The sequence below is a fragment of the Tellurirhabdus bombi genome (genome assembly GCF_021484805.1).
Classification (GTDB): Bacteria; Bacteroidota; Bacteroidia; order Cytophagales; family Spirosomataceae; genus Tellurirhabdus; species Tellurirhabdus bombi.
This window is the reverse complement of the sequence record NZ_CP090557.1, coordinates 1,146,286-1,164,804: the sequence shown is the minus strand read 5'-3', so window position 1 is coordinate 1,164,804 and position 18,519 is coordinate 1,146,286. Positions and strand designations below refer to the sequence as shown.

The window sequence follows — 18,519 nt, the reverse complement described above, 5'->3', positions numbered from 1 at the left end:
AATCAGGAATTTACACCATTTACAATGAGAAATAACCGAAATAAACCCAGAGAAAACCCTAACAAAAAACGCCAGGGCGGTGATCATTCACCGGCATCTGTTCAATCGGCCAATCGATTTCTGGACGAATTGAAAAACGATCTGTTGGCGTATTTTGAGATTAATAACGAAGATACATTTTCACAAGCGGATGTACTCGAGCATTTCGATGTATACGACCGCAAGATGAAATTGATAATGAGCGGCCTTCTTGGCGAATTAACCGACGAAGGAACCGTTACCCGCCTGGAAGATGGTCGCTACCAGTATAACGAAACGGACCGCACCGTCGAGGGCGTTGTTGACCATATTAACCCGCGCTTTGCCTTTATTAGCCTGGGCCTGGGCGACCGCGACAGCGATGTGTATGTCAGCACCGACGATTTAAACGGGGCTATTGATGGCGACCGGGTAAAAGTTGTGCGTTTTAGCGACTCGTCCAACCGGGACCGGGGCAAGCGAATTGAAGGAAAGGTCGTTGATATTGTGGCGCGTGGCCGCTCTGAAATTGTCGGACGGATTGAAATGCAGCCAACGTATGGACAAGTCATCCCGGATAATAAAAAGCTTTATGACGAAATTTACGTTCCTAAAGACAAACTGGGTGAGGCAAAAAACGATGACAAGGTTGTTGTTCGTCTGACGCGTTACCCGGATGGACGCCACCGTCCCGAAGGAGAAGTGATTTCTGTGCTGGGGAAAGCCGGACAGAACAATACGGAAATGCACGCTATTTTGGCCGAATTTGGCTTGCCTGTGCAATTTCCAGAGGCGGTAGAAGAAGAGGCGAAGAAGATTTCGACGAAGATTACCAAAAAAGAAATCAGTAAACGCCGCGATTTTCGGAATATTACTACGTTCACGATTGACCCGGAAGACGCCAAGGATTTTGACGATGCGCTCTCAATCCGAACGCTGGAAAACGGGAACTACGAAATTGGGGTTCACATTGCGGACGTAACGCATTACATCCAGCTAAGTACGGCACTGGAAGAGGAAGCCTACAAACGTGGCACATCGGTTTATCTGGTGGATCGCGTAGTTCCGATGCTGCCCGAAAAGCTGTCGAACGTGCTTTGTTCCCTCCGCCCTCACGAAGAAAAGCTGACTTTCTCGGCGGTGTTTGAAATGACACCGGAAGGTAAAATTCAGAATCAGTGGTTTGGTCGAACAGTGATCTACTCCGATCGTCGATTCTCTTATGAAGAAGCGCAGGATGTGCTGGACACGGGTGTGGGCGATTATGCCGACGAGTTGCAGACGCTCAACCGCCTGGCGCTGACTCTACGCGACGAGCGTTTCCGGCGGGGCGCCATTGACTTCGAAACCGTGGAAGTAAAATTCAAACTGGATGAAAATGGAGTGCCGTTGCTGGTATATCCTAAAGTTCGGAAAGATGCACACAAGCTGATTGAAGAGTTTATGTTGCTAGCCAACAAGCGCGTGGCTGAGTTTGTGCACGGTCATGGCCGCAGTGAGCACCCGAATGTCATGATTTACCGCGTTCACGAATCGCCGGATCTGGAAAAACTAAAGACATTCTCGGCCTTTGCCGGACGCCTGGGGTATAAGCTGAAAATCGATGAAGATCATTTGTCGAATTCCTATAATTCCCTCATGGAGTCGCTTCAGGGGCAACCGGAGCAGCATGTACTGCAACAATTAGCCATTCGGACGATGGCCAAGGCGCGTTATAGCACGGAGGATATTGGCCACTTTGGGCTGGCTTTCCGGCGGTATTCGCACTTTACGTCACCGATTCGACGGTACCCGGATATGATTGCTCACCGGCTGCTGCAACACTACCTGGACGGTGGGAAGTCGGTAGAGCAGGATCAGTACGAAAGCATGTGTAAGCATTCGTCGGAGCGCGAACGGGTGGCAACCGAAGCCGAGCGGGCTTCCATCAAATACAAGCAGGTTGAGTTCATGGCAAACATGGACAAAGGCCGCATCTTTGAGGGAATCATTACCGGGGTAACCGATTTTGGCTTTTTTGTGGAGATTACCGAAACCAGCGCCGAAGGGTTGATCAGAATGGCGGATCTGGACGATGATTTTTATGAATACGACAAAGAGAACTACCGTCTGATTGGCCGCCGGAACAAGAAAATATATGCCTTTGGCGATGCCGTGTCGGTGCGGGTGAAAGATGCCAATCTGGCGCGTCGAAGCCTGGACCTGTGGTTAGCCGAAGACAAAGGTGCCCATAAAGAAGCCAACCAGGATCGTCGGGCGCGTAAGGCTGAAATCAAGCAGGACATGCGGTCGGGGTCAGGGAAAAGCCGTTCTGCGTCGCCGAAAGGAAGCAGGCGCAGCGGTGGAAGCGAGAAAGCCCCATCTAAAAAGCGGGCTAAACGATAAAGCAAAACAACTAAGCAAAACGCCCCGAACAATAGTTCGGGGCGTTTTGCTTGGTGTAGTATAGTCAATAAACTAGCTTACTGCATGGCGATGACGCGGTTTACTGTAATTGTAGGTTGCGTCGTTTTTAGCGTAATTTCTTTAACTTCTTTATTGGTTCCGTCCGTAATTTCAACCTGGTAGGTTCCGTCGGCCAAGCTACTTACGTCAAAGGTGGCGTGGGTTACTTTAGTAGACTTGGCTACATTCTGGATGCAAAGTGTGTGCCCCTTAGCGTCAATCAGACGAATTTTAGCTGTATGGCCTTCTGACTTATCAACAATGACGTGTAGTTTATTGGCGTCTACATTTGGATAAACGGCTGTTGTCATGGAAGCCTTGGCAGGGCGGTTTGGCTTGTTGTGATTATCGGCAGCAACAGAAGCAGTGGTAACAGCGAAAGCAATGATTAAGGAAGCGATGAGCGATTTCATAGTCGTATGTTGTTTAAAGTTGTTTTTTAAGATGTGTTGTTGTTTACTGTTCTAATAGAGTCTGGTTTGACTCGGCCAGCCTTTTTAGTGGCTGTTTGATGAATCAAAGGTAGCAGCCTAAATAGTACCTTGCTATGCATAGTACTTTAGCGGTCGTTCTTGCGGGTGAGTGGTTACCCGAATGGATGAAGTGTTGAACGGTTTTGAGAAAATTAGTAGCGTTCGTGAATTTCGGTCAGAAAAGCAGCAGTCCACTTCCGCATTTCAGAGACGGGGCGCGGGAAACTGTTGTGCATCATACTAAATAAAAGCAGCTTTCCCTTCTTGGTAATGAGATAACCGCTCAGGTTGTAAACACCGCTCATAGAACCAGACTTGGCAAAAACATAAGGCTGCCCCGGTTTGTATCCACTGCGAATGGTACCACTGCGTCCACCCGCAGCCAGAATGTTGAATAAGCGCTCTTCAGGAATGGTACGGTAAATTTTTTGCAACAGAACAACCAGCGAACGCGGGGTAAACAGATTATACCGCGAAAGTCCCGAGCCATCAACCCAGATTGGTCGGTCGGGCAGGTCACTTAACTGATTCTGGATCATTTTTTCCAGTGCAAAGGTCGTGCTAATGGTGTCGTGCGTGGAAGAAGCAAGTAATAACAGGTGTTCGGCGAGCATGTTATCGCTAACCTGCATCATGCGTTTGTAAAGTGAATCGGCCGGTAAACCATAGACCGTTTTGGCCGACCGATCAAACGGAATATCAGCCAGGCCAACGGTGCGGTTCAAGGTATCAGCCAGCAATTGAGCCGCCAAACCCGGCGACCAGCGGAAGGGTACATCCTGCCGAAACAAACGTTCGCCTGAGATGACCAGGGCGTGGGGGCGGTCAAACTGGTTTCGAAATTCATCGCGTTGCACATTCAGGGAGGTAGGGCGCCGCGAAACGGGGGTTAGGCTGTCCTGAAAGAAAGACGGAGCCGCTAGCAACTGGGAGCTGCGATTGGGCGCCGAAAACCGAACAATGTTGCCATACAGGGGAAACGGCGTTACTTCCGGCGAGTAATAATCGTTGTAGTCATCCCAGGCCCAGCCCGATCCGAGCCGGTTTCCGCTGAAGTTCGTAAAGGACAAAAAAAGCTTCTCTGGACGATTTTGTAAGAAAGGCAAGACCGCGGTTTTGGGCAGATCAGGATTCAGGAAAGAGCCATCGCCCGTACCCCAGATAATCATGGAATCACCCCGAACAACATACCGCAAGGCAGGAATGGAATCTTTGAGCGTCGTTAGACCCGCGTAAAAGCTAAATAATTTGGTGTTAGACGCCGGTGTGAAATAGCGGTCGGCGTTGTGCTGAACCAGCATTTTCTGGCTCTCCCAATCGTAGAGCGCAAAGCCCGTGAAATGGTCGGCCAGCGCGGGATGACGCAGCAATTCGCGTTGGATGGGCCGGTAGGTAGCGCAACCGGTTAAGAGGAACAAAAAAATCCAGATATAGCTGAAGAGTCTCATGCCTTAAAAGTAACAGGAAAGCGGGAATTTCAACGGTTACCCAGCTTTCTCAACCTCAAAGATTGAGCCCTCAGCTTATTATCCGGCAAAGAGCAATTTCGTCGCGCTTAAGCTTCGATTTCGCGTTTCAATTTCAAAGACACGGAATTCAGGCAATACCGCAAACCCGTCGGCGGTGGGCCATCTTCAAAAACGTGTCCCAGGTGGGCATCGCAGACCGCGCACAAAACCTCAACGCGTGACATGCTGTAGCTGAAATCCTTTACGTAAGCAATCCGCTCTGGATCGAGTGGGTCGGTGAAACTTGGCCATCCGGTGCCGGATTCAAATTTTTTCTTGGACTCGAACAGGTCGGTACCGCAGCAAACGCATTGGTAAATGCCAGGGTCGTGGCTCTCGCAATATTCACCTGTAAAGGCGCGTTCGGTCCCTTTCTGGCGCGTGACGCGGTATTGCTCTGGCGTCAGAATACGCCGCCATTCTTCATCTGATTTTATGACTTTATCAATCATTATTCGGGCAAAATTATTGAATGTAACCTTTACAGTTATAACACAGATAGTAACAGATAGGTTTTCCGGGACAAGAGTGTGAATCTGTGTGACCTTCTTTCTAGTTTTGCGCCTATGCTTACCGACGATTATTTCATGGCGATGGCGCTGCAACTGGCCGAGGAGGCGGGCGACGAAGGAGAGATTCCGGTCGGGGCGGTGGTAGTTTGCCGAAATCGGATTATTGCTAAAGCCGCCAACCAGACCGAGCGCCTGGGCGACGTAACTGCCCACGCCGAATTACTGGCTATAACGGCGGCGGCGCAGCACTTGGGTTCTAAATACCTGACAGACTGTACGCTTTATGTAACCCTCGAACCCTGCGTTATGTGCGCTGGAGCGCTGTTCTGGGCGCAGGTGGGCCGTATTGTGGTGGGTGCACCCGACCCCAAACGTGGTTTTTCGCGTTTAAAACCTTCCCCGCTCCATCCGAAAACCAATCTGATTTCTGGCGTTCTGGCCGACGAAAGTTTGGCGTTGCTGATGAAGTTTTTTAAAGGTCTGAGAACATAAATGAAAAAGCTGGTGTTAAGCCCGTTGACAGACTTCACTATGTATAATCTAAATTCATTCACATTATGGCCTTTGAATTAGCCCCTTTGCCGTACGCCAGCGATGCGCTGGAACCGAACATTGATAAACAAACAATGGAAATTCACCACGGTAAGCACCACCAAACTTACGTGACGAACCTGAATAACGCTGTAAACGGTACAGATCTGGAAGGAAAGTCAATTGAAGAGCTTTTGGCGGAAGTAAGCAAATATCCCGTGGCGGTTCGGAACAATGGCGGAGGACACTGGAACCATACGTTCTTCTGGGGACTGCTGTCGCCAGATGGTGGTGGTCAACCAACAGGCAAACTAGCTGAAGCAATCACTGAGAAATTTGGTTCATTCGACACGCTGAAAGAAGAGTTCGCCAAAGCAGCAACAACTCGTTTTGGTTCGGGCTGGGCGTGGTTAATCGTAACGCCAAGCGGCGAACTAGCCGTTACATCAACGCCAAATCAGGACAATCCGTTGATGGATGTAGCTGATCAGAAAGGAACACCGATTTTGGGCCTGGATGTGTGGGAACACGCTTACTACCTAAAGTACCAGAATAAGCGCCCTGACTACATCGCCGCCTGGTGGAATGTAGTTAATTGGGACGCTGCTGATAAAGCCTACCAAGAGGCAAAAGCGGCCTAAGAAGCAGGAGCACGCGAGTAATGAATAAGGAAAAGCAAAAAAATCTTTCTACTTTCTTGATCTTTATTCATTATTCGCTAATTTTGCAGCTCAAATACACGGAGATTGTAGCTCAGTTGGTTAGAGCACCAGATTGTGGTTCTGGGGGTCGTGGGTTCGAGACCCATCATTCTCCCTCCTTAAAGCCCTGTTTTTCAGCAGGGCTTTTTTATTAAGTAATACGGATCTTCTTTGCGATTCACAATGCCTGATGGTCTACTTACTTCGGCACGTTACTACCGGCCGGTAGTCATTTTTTTGATACTGGCCTACGTTTCCGGTGCAATCGGTTTGCAACTTCCCGTTTCGTCGCCGCTTTTCCGGTCGTTGGTTCCGGTCAATTTGCTGGTCTCTCTTGCCTTGCTGCTGCTTTTTCATCCCGATTGGAATCGCCCTTTCATTTTTTATTGCGTCCTGACCTGGCTCGTTGGCTTCTGGGTAGAGGTGTTAGGCGTTAAGACAGGATTTGTATTCGGGAACTATGAGTACGGGCCTACCTTAGGCATCAAATTCCTGGACGTGCCGCTACTGATTGGCTGTAATTGGCTTATGCTGACGTACTGCTGCGGTGTTGTTTGTGACCGTTTGCCTTTTCCGGTTTATCTGAAAGCAATCTTCGCCGCTTCGTTAATGGTTTTGCTGGACCTCCTGATTGAGCCTGTAGCCATTCAGCTTGACTTTTGGAACTGGTTTGGTGCCGACATTCCCATTCGGAATTATCTGGGTTGGTGGATTGTATCGCTGGTGCTTATGTCGATCTGGTATGGGTTACCTTTTCGGAAAGACAATCGCCTGGCTATGCCTTTGCTACTTTTGCAGTTCTTTTTCTTTATAGCCAGTATTTTGTTTAATCTATAGCGGCGCTTCATTAAACAAACGTAATCCGTAGCGGTTATATTTGTAATTTAGTACGCAAGATGAGCAAGTAGAATGGGGCAGCTTACAATGAGTGGGTATTCAATAAAAGACTTAGAGCAGCTATCGGGAATCAAGGCGCACACGCTTCGTATTTGGGAACAGCGGTATAATATTCTGTCTCCGGGCAGGACGGATACGAACATTCGGACCTACAATGACCAGGATTTGAAGATGGTACTGAACATCTCGTTGTTAAAAGATCATGGTTACAAAATCTCCGAAATCGCGAAGCTAAGTATCAAAGAACTGACTCGTGAGGTGATTGCGATCTCGGATCGAAAACTGAACTACCCCGACCAGATTCACGCCCTGGCGATCTCCATGATTGATCTGGATGAAGATCGCTTTGAATACCTCATCAGCACCAACATTCAGCAGTTTGGCTTTGAAAATACGATGCTATATGTCATCTATCCTTTTCTGAGCCGCATCGGAACGCTTTGGGTCACAAGCTCAATTGGACCCGCGCAGGAGCATTTTATCACGAACCTGATCCGGCAAAAACTCATTGCCGAGATCGATGGGCAAGCGCGCAACCAGCATTCGGACGCAAAGAAATACCTGCTTTATCTTCCTGAAGGTGAAATGCACGAGATCACGCTCCTGTTTGCAAATTACATCATTCGGGCGCGGGAGAATAAAGTTATTTATCTAGGTCAGAATTTGCCTTTCGATGAGTTACAATTTGCCTGTAACGTGCATAAGCCCGACTTTATTCTTACCGCGATCACCACATCACCGAGTAACAGTGAAGTCCAGCCCTACGTTAACAAAATAGCCAAAACCTTCCCTTATGCCCATTTACTACTAACTGGTTATCAGGTGGTAGGACAGGACATTGTGTTGCCAGAGAACGCGACAATCATCAATAATCTGGAAGATCTAAGGCATATTGTCAGCGCCTGAACGCTAGTTAATTAACTACATTCTGCGGCTTTTCCGCGAGAAAAGCCTTGATGTTTTCCACCGTGATTGCCAATAGACGCTGGCGTGCTTCGAAGCTAGCCCAGGCAATATGCGGAGTCAGTACGCAATTTTTCGCGCCAATCAATGGGTTGCCGCTAGAAGGGGGCTCCTGCGTCAGGACATCCAGTCCGGCACCGGCAATTGTTCCCTTGTTGAGTGCTTCGGCCAGGTCGTTTTCAGTAACCAGACCGCCCCGGCTGGTATTGAGAAAATAAGCCGTTTTCTTCATCTTAGCCAATAGTTCCTGATTCACAAAACCTTTGTTTTCGGCGGTCATCGGACAGTGGAGGCTAACTACATCGCTTTCCGCAAAAAGCGTAGAGATGTCCACGTAACGAATGCCTTCGGGTGGCGTATCGGCTGTGTGGCGGCGATTGACGATAACGTTCATGGCAAAAGCCCGGCCAATTTCGGCCACCCGGCGTCCAATGTCACCAAAACCGACTACACCTAGGGTTTTGCCAGCCAACTCAACCAGTGGCGTTTTCCAGTAGCAGAAATCAGGGTTGCTAGCCCAGTCGCCCCGCTGAACGCTGGAGGCATGTACGGACGTGCGATAGGCTAATTCCAGAAGCAGAGCAAACGTATGCTGCGCCACCGATTCAGTACTATACCCTTTTACGTTGGTTACCGTGATGCCCTGTTCGCGGGCCGCTTGCCCATCAATGATGTCATAGCCCGTAGCCGTTACACCGATATACCGCAGATTCGGAAGCTGGGCCAACGTTTCCCGATTCATCCGGACTTTGTTGACGAGCAGCATGTCGGCATCCTTGGCCCGTTCTACGATTTGGTCCGGCGCTGTCCGGTCGTAAAAAGTTACATCGCCCAAGGCTTCGAGGGTTGCCCAATCCAGGTCACCGGGATTGAGGGCGTAGGCATCAAGATAAACAAGTTTCATGCTTCGTGGAGGTTAGGGCGGGAAATTACAACAATCCTGACATTCTTAAAATTTAGACGTAACAAACTCAAGGGCGCGCCGCTCGGCATACGTATGCTCATCGCCACGCACCACAAAACCAACGTGCCCACCTGTTCGGGGTGTTTCAAGGTAAATGTGCGGGTGCGTAGCCGCCAGTCCTTCCGGTGAACACTCCGGCGAAAGAAGCGGGTCATTCTGGGCGTTCAGCAACAGGGCAGGTATCGAAACACCAGTCATGTAGTTGAGTGCAGAAGCCTGCTCGTAGAAATCATCGGCATCGCGGTACCCATTCAGGGGCGCGGAGAAAAAAGTATCGAAATCCCGCCAAAGCCGCACCTGGGCCGCTTTGGTCATGTCCAGTGTTCCCGGAAACAAATTCGCCTTCTGACTCATTTTAACAAGCAGCTTTTTCATGAACCGATTGCGGTAAAACTTATTGGAAGGGAGGTCGAGCAGGCGGGCGCTGGCCCCCAGATCAGTTGGTGAGGAAACGGCAATGCCCCGGCTAATAACGTCCGGGATCGTTTTGCCGTGAACTCCCAGGTATTTGAGAATAATATTGCCACCCATGCTATACCCAACAAGCACAACCTCTTCGTAGTGTTTTGTACGGAGCGCGTGCGCAAGCACTTCGCCAATGTCACCAATTTCGCCGTGGTTGTAAAGCCGGAATGCCCGGTTCATTTCGCCACTGCACGAGCGGCAATTCCAGGCCAGGACATCCCACTTGTTTTGGGCAAATAGACGGGCAGTGCCTTTTACGTAATGCCGGTGCGAATCACCTTCCAGTCCGTGTGTGATCAAAACGAGGCGGCGGCTTTTCTGATCGAGCCAGTCCAGGTCAACAAAATCGTCGTCCGCGAGAACAAGGCGCTCACGCTCATAATTGACGCCAGCTATCTTTCGGAGCGCGCTTGGGATAATGGTCTGAAGATGACCGTTGTAAAGATAGCGAGGCGAACCCGGATAAGCAGATCGTTGAATAATAGGCATGTTTATGAAAACTCTTGGCTATAACCTCGTTATATTAGCAATGGTTTGGAATTGATTGCATGGAATTTGCCAAGTACATATCGGTTGTTGCAGCGAGTATGCTGAAATTTGTTGGTGGGCCACTATCAGGCTTGGCACTGGGTCTGAGCTGGGTTGAAACCAGTGTGTGCACGGTTTCGGGCATGATGATGAGTGTAATACTGGTAACGTATACCGGAAAGCTTTTGCAGACTTTGTGGAGACGTTTCAAACCGGCAACGCCCAAGCGTTTTACCCGCCGGACCCGCCTGGCCGTACGAATCTGGAAGCGGTCGGGAATGATTGGAATCGCGTTCCTGACGCCGATTTTGCTGACTCCCATCGGAGGAACTATTCTGGCCGTATCGTTCCGGGTAAACCGAGGACTCATCTTTAGCTATATGCTGATGAGCGCCGCCTGGTGGAGTGTTATTATTACGCTGGCGACCTACCAGCTTTCTGGCTTTATCGGGAAATAAATAGGCAGCGCTCACCGCCTTCTTGGTTTTCAAGTCTGAGGGTGAGCGCTGTGTTTTATAACGCTTTAACGGTAGTTGCGCCACCGCCCGAACCAGCGGAAACTTTCTTGCGGTAATCGCCCCGGGAGAAAAATTTCTCGATGAAGCAGTACATCAAAATGAAAAAGTAGCGGCTTCCCATCTCCTTGATTTTCAGCTTTGATTCGCCGTACTTCCGGTTTGTCCAGCTATTGGGCACCACAGCGTAGTTATAACCGCGAACAATTGCTTTTAGCGGTAGCTCAACGGTCAGGTTGAAGTGCGGCGAGAGAAAGGGTTTTAACCCTTCCATCGTTTCACGCTTGTAGAGCTTAAACGCGTTGGTGGTATCGTTGTATTTAATGCCGATCACGAGGCGAATAATGGCGTTGGCAATGCGGTTGATGAATTTTTTCAGTTCGGGATAGTCAATAACCTGACCCCCTTTAACCCATCGCGAGCCGAATACGCAGTCGTAATCGCCTTCAAGCATTTTGAAATAGAACTTCGCCAGATCTTCCGGATCATCCGACATATCGGCCATAAAAACGGCCACACAGTCGCCCGTAAAGCGCTCCAGTCCGTAACGCACGGCATACCCGAACCCGTTAGGACCCGGATTGGTATAATACACCAGCGTTGGAATTTCGAGCGATAACTGGTCCAGGACGCGCAGGGTACCGTCTTTGGAGTTGTCATTGGTTACACAGATTTCGTGCGGAATACCGTGCTTCGATAAGGTTTGGTAAAGCGTACGTAGTGTTTCGGGTATCGACTCCTCTTCGTTGTAAGCGGGTATAACGACACTTAGTTTCATAGTGCAATCAATTACGATGTGGAAGCAACCGGATGGCGCTGTAAACTTTTAACAATGATTCTGGAACCAGATAATCCCGGACGATCTCTTTGGTGATGTGCCAATTTGGACGTCCCAGATTCAAGTACTTGAGGGCAATGCTGGCCCGCGGAAAATAACGGCCTTCATACTGCTTCGAATCCAACATCATGCGGTAATACCGGGCAATGTTTTTCCGCAGTACACGATCAAAACGATAATCCAGTTCGCGGTTGATGCCTTCATACATACCGATGCGATTGTACAGAAAGTCGGCATCCCAACGGTGGTCTGTAAAGCTAACGCCATCGCGGTTTTTGCGGTAAACCGACATTACGTCAGGAAGATAGCCAATTTTGCCTTTTTTTGCCAACAAGATGTACCGGGGAATATCGCCGCTCTTGGATTCGTAAAACCAATCGGGATAATCCGTCAGTAGACCATTGCGGAACATGACACTCGACGTAGCCATAAACCAGACTTCATCCTCGCCAACCAGGTCTTCAACCGTCGAGATTAACTTTTGCTCCGGACCGTTAACCAGCTCGGGCGCGTAGCTACCATCCTCCCAAATAATCTGCGCATTATGAAAACAAGTAGAACACTCTGGATGAGCGTCCATAAATTCAACCTGTTTCTGCAATTTATGAGGGCTGGTAAAATAATCGTCCCCATCGGTCGTGGCAATATACTGACCCCGTGAGGCTTCGATGGCACTGATGGCGTTGAATTTGCCCGCCCCGCCGAGGTTTTTCTCGTGCAGAATGGCGCGAATTTTATCCGGGTATTTTTTCTGGTATGCCTCGATAACCTCCCGCGCTCCATCCGTCGAGCAATCATCGGCTACGATGATTTCGTACGGGAACGTGGTTTCCTGATTCAGCGCACTTTCAATGGCTTCGGCAATAAACCGAACCTGGTTGTAGGTGACTATGTTGACGCTAACTTTAATCATTTCATTGCTTTTCCGCATACCCAAATCCCGAAGCGCCAAAACCGTTTCCGTTATAGAACATGTAGGTTTTGCCGTTTAGCTGTATCACATGCGCATAATCCATCATGAGCGAATCCCACCCATCTTCTGACCGGTCAATGCCCGCCAGATCATCCTTGCGTTCCCATTTAATACCATCCGTAGACTCCGCGTAACCAATCCGGTAACTTTGAGCCGTGTCTGTCCGGAAATTCGTTGCATTCCGGTAGGAATAATACATTTTGTACAAACCGTCTTCCTTAATAACGGCCGGACGCCCGATTGCGTCTGTAAACTCGTCATAATCAATCGCTACAGTACCCGTGCGATTCCAGTGAATACCGTCTTCTGATTCGGCGTATTTCACATTGTAGAAAGGCTCGGGGTGTCCGTTGATGACTTCGATCTTCGTGCAAGAAAGATACCACATTTGCCAGTGAGAAGTTCCATCGGGCTTATCTTCCACCAAAACGCAGGGTTGAGCCACCCAAACCTGGTCGTAAATAGAACGATCGAGCAGCGGCCCATCATGCACGCGCTCAAACGTCAGTCCACCATCGCGGCTGACGGCCAGGCCAATGCCAAGCCGGTACCAGGCTGTTTCGCTTTTGTTCCAGCCCGTATAATACAACCAGATTTCGTCGCCACGTTGCAAAAACCAGGATGGCATCGCACCCGTTTCGTCGAACATGCCAATGGCACCTTTGGTCAGACAGGGCTGGTCGTGCACATAAATCACATTGTTCAGGTCGTTAGGGTCTAATTCAACGAAAGACGTAGAGGAAGACCGATTTTCGTCGCGGGTAGCGAAATAAACCCGTAAACGCTCGACGGAATCGCCTTGGTAGATAGGAAAGGCAAAGGGTACTTGGGCGTGCGTGCGGCTGAATGGTTTTGAACCATCTGTTTTATAAACAACTCCTTTTTTAATCCACATAGGGGGTTCTAATTGCGATGGGTCTCACTGATTCCAGGTAGCGATCAGTGCGGACGTAAATGCGTGTTTTTTGTATTTCTCCAGCGTACTGGTAATGTTTATTGATAAAGTCTTTTAGCTCGGGGAAGGTTTCATAACCGTGTTCTTCCCGTTGCTGCAACCACACAGAATTAGGGCCAACCGCATCGACAAAAATCGGTGGCCGGCTTGTCCGGAGATTGCGGATATACCGTTCCCGGTGAATCAGTTGCTCTTTAGGGTCACCAAGAACGCACCGGATCGTGTGGTTGTCACAAACGCCCTGTGGCATCTGGGTTTCTACATTATAGCGTGGTGCCCAGCCCCAGACCACTAAATATTCGCCTGCTTTGGCATATTTTTTTATCTCATTAGAAATAAGTGAGCCTGGTGGATGCCGGTGCCTCAATGGCTCGCGACGGTATTGGCTGGCAAAACTCCTTTCGAAGTCATCAAATTGGCTATCAACGCATACGGCAGTTAACACAAAGACCAGAGCAACCCAGGCAACGCCGTAAACGGGAGCCCGCTGGCTATCGAGCAGGCAGGCATTTAACAGAGAAATCGGAAAAACCAGATAAAGCAAATAATGGATAAATTCATTACCCGGCTTAACAACGGAGTACATACTGGCCATTATTGAGGCTAAGGTAAAGAGGAATACTCTTTTATGGCCTTGTCTGGAAAAGACAGCCCAGCTAATAAACAGCACGAAGGTAGGGAGAACAAAGAAAAGAAAATCAGTTGTGCGGCCCACAAAAGCCGGAAAGTTGCTGAGGTAAGACCAGAAACTCCCTCCGGCACTGTACGAAAAATTGGCCAGAAAGTAATAATGCATGAAATCGTCGAAGACGTTAAATTTGAACGTCATCAACAGCACAAAAATAGGAAAAACAAGCCCTCCAACTATAAAACTGCTGAAAGCCCACCAGAATTGGCCGGGCCTCATGCCTGGGTATTGTTCCAGAATACCAAGAAACGTAATTCCAATAATGACAAGGGCAATGGGCGTTCCCTGCAACTTGGCAAAAGGAACCATACTGGCTACAAAGCTGAGCAAAAACAACTTCGGAACTGAATCATACGCTTGCTGGCGCCACATGCGGGAGTACATCCAGAAACAGATACCCAGCAGCGCTAGTGAAAGCTGCTCGTTGGTGGCGTGTAAAAAGTCAAAATGCTGCGTGAAACTCAAAAAAGCTGCCGCTGGAAATAAAGCAAGTCGGGCCGTGCGCGCGCCGAAAAAATTCTCCAGGGTGAAATAGCCTGTAACCAGACCTGTTGCGATGCAGAAGAAGGCACTCCAGCGAAGCGTGATGTAATCCAGCGGAAAGCCCAGATAAGCAGGAACCGAAGCAAAATAGGAACTTAAAGGACCCATAGTTGCTCCGTCTGTAGACTTCCAGTAGATAGGATGATGAAACAAGGTAATCGCCTGTGACAGCAGCTGACTTTCGTCTGGATTTAATTCGAGATTGAATAGAAGGAGGAGAAGCCGATTTAAAAAAACCAAACCAACCAGAGCAAGTAACAGGGTAATTTGTTGCCAGCGGGCCAATGTTCGTCGGAAATCGCTGGCAATGAACATTACGCCAACGAGTGCAAAAGCGAGCCAACCCATTAATTCCCAAAAAGTAGAAGACCGAATGAAATTCAGTAAAGACATAATGAATTGCTTTCTTCTAAGAATCAGTAATTAGCTGGACAATAGTAAATTACATGAAAAAACACAAGCTAGACATACCAGCCACTAAAGGGTAGCCAATACATCTAGCTTGCTTTCTATGATTTATTTTTGGGCTAGCAAGCGCTGGGCCATGCTATCGTGAATTTGCACTAAAGTCTGGCGCAAATCGTACTGCCAGTTCCAGTCTGGATAGTGGTTTTTGAATTTACTCAAGTCACTGATGTACCAGATGTGGTCACCAATCCGGTTAGTATCCGAATAGCTGTAGTTCATTTTGTTGCCTGAAATCTCTTCACAGACGGCAATGGCTTCCAGCATAGAGCAGTTGGCGTGACGGCCACCACCCGCGTTGTAAACTTCGCCCGCGCGAGGGTTCTGGTAGAAGTGCCAGAACATGTTTACCAGGTCATAGCTGTGAATGTTATCCCGTACCTGCTTGCCTTTGTAACCAAAGATGGTGTAGTGCTGGCCCGTGATGGAGCACTTCATCAGGTATGATAGAAAACCGTGTAGCTGAGCGCCCGAGTGGTTTGGCCCGGTTAGGCAGCCGCCCCGGAAAACCCCTGTTTTCATGCCAAAATACCGGCCGTATTCCTGAACCAGAATGTCGGCAGCTACTTTAGACGCACCAAACAACGAGTGTTTTGTGTGGTCGATTGACATGAATTCATCGATACCGTTGGTGAAATACGGGTGATTTTCGTCAATTTCCCAACGCGTTTCTGTTTCGATCAGCGGCAGGAAATTAGGATTATCCCCATAAACCTTGTTGGTAGAAGTGAAGATAAAGACGGCTTCGGGAGCGTGAAGGCGCGTCATTTCCAGCATATTCAGCGTACCGGTTGCATTAACCGAGAAATCCGTGAATGGCTCACGGGCGGCCCAGTCATGGCTAGGTTGCGCAGCTGCGTGAACGATCAGTTTAATATCAGAGCCGTATTCTTTAAATACAGTCTCTAATTCTTCTACCTTACGAATGTCGGCGGTGTGGTGCTTGTAGTTCGAATACGTATCTTGCAAACGGTTGCGGTTCCATTCGGTTGACCCGTCAGCGCCAAAAAAATACTGACGCAGGTTGTTATCAACGCCAATAACCAAATCGAACTTATCGGCGAAGAATGCTACTGACTCACTACCGATTAACCCAGCTGAGCCCGTTATTAAGGCAACTTCCATAATGAACTTTTTTTATTAGAAGTAAAAATTTCAGGATGTACTAAATCAAATGCGAAATTGCACCATTCTCAGAAGAGTGCTTTTGGAGCGCATCCAATAAACGCTGCAAAGTTACGCTAACTTTGTGTAAGCCTTTTTCCTTTCACTAAAATATACAAAATTAGTTAGAAGTAACGGATCAAGACAAAAGGTTGATCGAATGGACTATTTCAAGACCTTCCAATTCATGATTCCCCACTTCGTAAGCCGGTAAAAGAGAGACACTTTCAGTACACCTAAGCCGTAAATGCTGCTTCGTCGGAAGTTAATGGAGGATGCTTCTTCAAAATACTTGGTTGGACAAGTTACTTCAGCGATTTCGTAGCCCTTATAAAAAATTTGGGCGATCATTTCGTTATCAAAAATGAAGTCATCGGAATTGTGTGAAAAGTCCAGATTGCGGAGCACTTCTGTAGAAAACGCCCGATACCCCGTGTGGTATTCAGACAGTTTCTGATTCATTAGTAGGTTCTGAACCAGCGTCAAAAAGCGATTGGCAACGTATTTGTAGATGGGCATACCGCCTTTCAACGCACCTTTTCCTAAAATTCGGGAGCCAAATACCACCGGGTACAAATCATTCCCGATGATGCTGACCATAGCAGTAATTAATTTAGGGGTGTACTGATAGTCAGGGTGAAGCATGATAACCAGATCGGCGCCTAGCTCGACGGCTTTGCGGTAGCATGATTTTTGGTTGCCGCCGTATCCTTTGTTCGTCTCGTGCCGAATGACGTGGCGAATACCCAGACGACGGGCTTCTTCTACGGTATTATCAGGACTGGCATCATCGACCAGAATTACGTCGTCGATAAGGTCAAAAGGGATTTCACGGTAGGTGCGTTCCAGAGTCAATGCTGCCTTGTAAGCAGGCAACACCACCACTGCTTTCTTGCCGTTATACATGTGCCAAAGCTTAGGTTGTGAGGAAACCCGATGAACGTCGTGTACTAAATGGAGTAGACATGCCGTGGGATTTCTACTATAAATAATGAGACGTATAGCAAACAGGCGGCGGAGCGGCTCCGGTTGTTAGCAGCGGGTAAGGTGCTCTGGCATTTTCATAACTAGCTTAACACAGAGAAGCAAAGGAGTAGTTAACGAAAACTGCCGGATAAGCAACACGAACCTCCCCCACTAAACTGCAATAAATGACCAGGTTTCAAGCTAGTCATCCAGCGCTATACAAAATTAGATTCTCTGATTACAACTTATGAGATGCAGCGCTCTCTATAAAGTAACATCACACCAGCTTAGTTGCCTTTTGCTATTGCCGTAGCGCCAAACAATTTTTCGCGAATTTTGGCAGTACGCTGCTCTAATTCAGGGCGTGCGGTGTATGTATATTTTGACTGAACTGCGGCTGAATCTTTACCAGGGCCATAAACATATTTGTCGCCTGCGCGATAATCTTTCTGGCGAATGGTATTGTATTTCTGATAATCACAAGAAGCTAGCGAAATAATGGAAACAACTAGCAATCCTTTGCTCAAAAGGCTTTTCATCTAAATACGGTTTACAAAGTCAATACAAAATTAAAGTCTACCGGGTAATTAGCCAATAGACGTAAGAAAATACTTTGATGCTGAAACCTGACAGCAAGCCTTAAAAAGTAGGTACTTTCAGAAGTAGAAACGCAGAAGGAGAAGACAGAACCACTACTAGAGTGTATGATAAATTGCTGATCCATAACTGGATAGATAAGCTAGTAGCTTTTTCGGTAAGCTAAAATGGAGCGCTAATACAGACACTTACTCTTGGGATAGCGAGTGCATTAAGTAATCGTAATTAATTACTTTATCGCCAACTATTTGATTTTGTAACCCAAAGTCCGTTTTAGTCAATGGCTTCTGTTTACACAGTACGCTTGACGCTACTTCGCTTCTTCGGTCTATTAATGGTATTTTTCCGGGAAAGGTCTTTGAGAAAAGAAAGGAGGAATCAGAACAGCAACTCAATGCCGAAATCATTAATTTGCACAACCGCGGCGGCCGTTTGGAGTTTTTTTACCTCGGTGGCAATGCGTTGCAGTATTTCAGCCCGACGCTCGGCAGCAGGTTTGGCTCCGGCGCTCCGGCAGTAAGAAGCCCACTGATCGTCGCCCGGAATGTAAATGTAGGCACTGTTCAACGAGCGTTCGTAAGCAAAGCGCAGTGCTAGTGCCGGTTCCCGGTAGGCAACCCAGCCCGAGTAGCCCGCGTTTTCTAGCTCAACAACATACTGAGATAACGGTGTTGCCATTGTGGTGCAATAAGTCCAACTGCTTCTGTAATTCATCATCACTATTGGTCGAACGTAATCGTTTTCCTATATGCTGACAGTCTGGTTGCTTTTTCTGCAGTTCTTGTATGGGTTTATTATGCCGCTCCAAAA

The 18,519-nt window shown here is 48.2% G+C and carries 19 protein-coding genes and 1 tRNA gene; 7 read left to right on the top strand and 13 right to left on the bottom strand.

All coding sequences use genetic code 11. The annotated features are described in order from the left end of the window. Positions 1 to 24 precede the first annotated feature (24 nt). Positions 25 to 2,403 (top strand): ribonuclease R, encoded by a 2,379-nt coding sequence (rnr, locus tag L0Y31_RS04970; protein ID WP_234736030.1) that lies wholly within the window; start codon positions 25 to 27, stop codon positions 2,401 to 2,403. Between the two features lie 77 nt (positions 2,404 to 2,480). Here the strand turns inward: rnr and L0Y31_RS04965 are convergent, their stop codons facing one another. The 3 genes from L0Y31_RS04965 to msrB all read right to left on the bottom strand — a co-directional run bounded on the left by L0Y31_RS04965 (position 2,481) and on the right by msrB (position 4,896). Further along, positions 2,481 to 2,876 carry a T9SS type A sorting domain-containing protein gene (locus tag L0Y31_RS04965; RefSeq protein ID WP_234736029.1) on the bottom strand — a complete coding sequence of 132 codons (396 nt, stop codon included), beginning with the start codon at positions 2,874 to 2,876 and terminating at the stop codon, positions 2,481 to 2,483. A gap of 212 nt (positions 2,877 to 3,088) precedes the next feature. After that, positions 3,089 to 4,384, bottom strand: coding sequence for a D-alanyl-D-alanine carboxypeptidase/D-alanyl-D-alanine-endopeptidase (locus L0Y31_RS04960; RefSeq protein WP_234736028.1), 1,296 nt, complete (start codon positions 4,382 to 4,384; stop codon positions 3,089 to 3,091). 107 nt (positions 4,385 to 4,491) lie between these two features. Then, on the bottom strand, positions 4,492 to 4,896 hold the full coding sequence (gene msrB, locus L0Y31_RS04955; RefSeq protein ID WP_234736027.1) for a peptide-methionine (R)-S-oxide reductase MsrB: 405 nt from the start codon (positions 4,894 to 4,896) through the stop codon (positions 4,492 to 4,494). A 114-nt stretch (positions 4,897 to 5,010) separates the two neighbouring features. Between msrB and L0Y31_RS04950 the strand changes: the two genes are divergently transcribed. The 5 genes from L0Y31_RS04950 to L0Y31_RS04930 all read left to right on the top strand — a co-directional run bounded on the left by L0Y31_RS04950 (position 5,011) and on the right by L0Y31_RS04930 (position 7,991). Next, entirely contained in the window at positions 5,011 to 5,448 is a 438-nt protein-coding gene (locus L0Y31_RS04950) for a nucleoside deaminase (RefSeq protein WP_234736026.1), read from the top strand. Between the two features lie 65 nt (positions 5,449 to 5,513). Then, positions 5,514 to 6,128 carry a superoxide dismutase gene (locus L0Y31_RS04945; RefSeq protein ID WP_234736025.1) on the top strand — a complete coding sequence of 205 codons (615 nt, stop codon included), beginning with the start codon at positions 5,514 to 5,516 and terminating at the stop codon, positions 6,126 to 6,128. A gap of 100 nt (positions 6,129 to 6,228) precedes the next feature. After that, positions 6,229 to 6,304, top strand: a tRNA-His gene (locus L0Y31_RS04940). A gap of 67 nt (positions 6,305 to 6,371) precedes the next feature. Then, entirely contained in the window at positions 6,372 to 7,025 is a 654-nt protein-coding gene (locus tag L0Y31_RS04935) for a carotenoid biosynthesis protein (protein WP_234736024.1), read from the top strand. Positions 7,026 to 7,112: 87 nt separating this feature from the next. Beyond that, the gene (locus L0Y31_RS04930; protein ID WP_234737120.1) at positions 7,113 to 7,991 is read left to right on the top strand and encodes a MerR family transcriptional regulator; all 879 of its coding nucleotides are present in this window, start codon (positions 7,113 to 7,115) and stop codon (positions 7,989 to 7,991) included. Between the two features lie 7 nt (positions 7,992 to 7,998). On the opposite strand, the gene L0Y31_RS04925 is transcribed toward L0Y31_RS04930, so the two are convergent. Together L0Y31_RS04925 and L0Y31_RS04920 are read right to left on the bottom strand one after the other, a co-directional pair. Then, a complete protein-coding gene (locus tag L0Y31_RS04925; RefSeq protein ID WP_234736023.1) occupies positions 7,999 to 8,952 on the bottom strand; it encodes a D-2-hydroxyacid dehydrogenase in 954 nt (317 codons plus the stop codon). 45 nt (positions 8,953 to 8,997) lie between these two features. Next, entirely contained in the window at positions 8,998 to 9,966 is a 969-nt protein-coding gene (locus L0Y31_RS04920; RefSeq protein WP_234736022.1) for a YheT family hydrolase, read from the bottom strand. A 98-nt stretch (positions 9,967 to 10,064) separates the two neighbouring features. Between L0Y31_RS04920 and L0Y31_RS04915 the strand changes: the two genes are divergently transcribed. Continuing rightward, on the top strand, positions 10,065 to 10,463 hold the full coding sequence (locus tag L0Y31_RS04915) for a hypothetical protein (RefSeq protein ID WP_310587135.1): 399 nt from the start codon (positions 10,065 to 10,067) through the stop codon (positions 10,461 to 10,463). 55 nt (positions 10,464 to 10,518) lie between these two features. Here the strand turns inward: L0Y31_RS04915 and L0Y31_RS04910 are convergent, their stop codons facing one another. The 8 genes from L0Y31_RS04910 to L0Y31_RS04875 all read right to left on the bottom strand — a co-directional run bounded on the left by L0Y31_RS04910 (position 10,519) and on the right by L0Y31_RS04875 (position 18,387). Beyond that, positions 10,519 to 11,298 carry a glycosyltransferase family 2 protein gene (locus L0Y31_RS04910; protein WP_234736020.1) on the bottom strand — a complete coding sequence of 260 codons (780 nt, stop codon included), beginning with the start codon at positions 11,296 to 11,298 and terminating at the stop codon, positions 10,519 to 10,521. A 7-nt stretch (positions 11,299 to 11,305) separates the two neighbouring features. Next, positions 11,306 to 12,271 (bottom strand): glycosyltransferase family 2 protein, encoded by a 966-nt coding sequence (locus tag L0Y31_RS04905; RefSeq protein ID WP_234736019.1) that lies wholly within the window; start codon positions 12,269 to 12,271, stop codon positions 11,306 to 11,308. 1 nt (position 12,272) lies between these two features. Further along, on the bottom strand, positions 12,273 to 13,226 hold the full coding sequence (locus L0Y31_RS04900) for a glycoside hydrolase family protein (protein ID WP_234736018.1): 954 nt from the start codon (positions 13,224 to 13,226) through the stop codon (positions 12,273 to 12,275). After that, the gene (locus L0Y31_RS04895; protein ID WP_234736017.1) at positions 13,216 to 14,910 is read right to left on the bottom strand and encodes a hypothetical protein; all 1,695 of its coding nucleotides are present in this window, start codon (positions 14,908 to 14,910) and stop codon (positions 13,216 to 13,218) included. The genes L0Y31_RS04900 and L0Y31_RS04895 overlap by 11 nt, the downstream gene beginning before the upstream one ends. A gap of 123 nt (positions 14,911 to 15,033) precedes the next feature. Next, the gene (locus tag L0Y31_RS04890; protein ID WP_234736016.1) at positions 15,034 to 16,107 is read right to left on the bottom strand and encodes an NAD-dependent epimerase/dehydratase family protein; all 1,074 of its coding nucleotides are present in this window, start codon (positions 16,105 to 16,107) and stop codon (positions 15,034 to 15,036) included. 204 nt (positions 16,108 to 16,311) lie between these two features. Next, positions 16,312 to 17,052: a glycosyltransferase family 2 protein gene (locus L0Y31_RS04885; protein ID WP_234736015.1), complete on the bottom strand. Its 741-nt coding sequence runs from the start codon at positions 17,050 to 17,052 to the stop codon at positions 16,312 to 16,314. Positions 17,053 to 17,399: 347 nt separating this feature from the next. Next, the gene (locus L0Y31_RS04880) at positions 17,400 to 17,651 is read right to left on the bottom strand and encodes a hypothetical protein (RefSeq protein WP_234736014.1); all 252 of its coding nucleotides are present in this window, start codon (positions 17,649 to 17,651) and stop codon (positions 17,400 to 17,402) included. A 436-nt stretch (positions 17,652 to 18,087) separates the two neighbouring features. Further along, positions 18,088 to 18,387, bottom strand: coding sequence for a hypothetical protein (locus L0Y31_RS04875; RefSeq protein ID WP_234736013.1), 300 nt, complete (start codon positions 18,385 to 18,387; stop codon positions 18,088 to 18,090). Between the last annotated feature and the right edge of the window lie 132 nt (positions 18,388 to 18,519).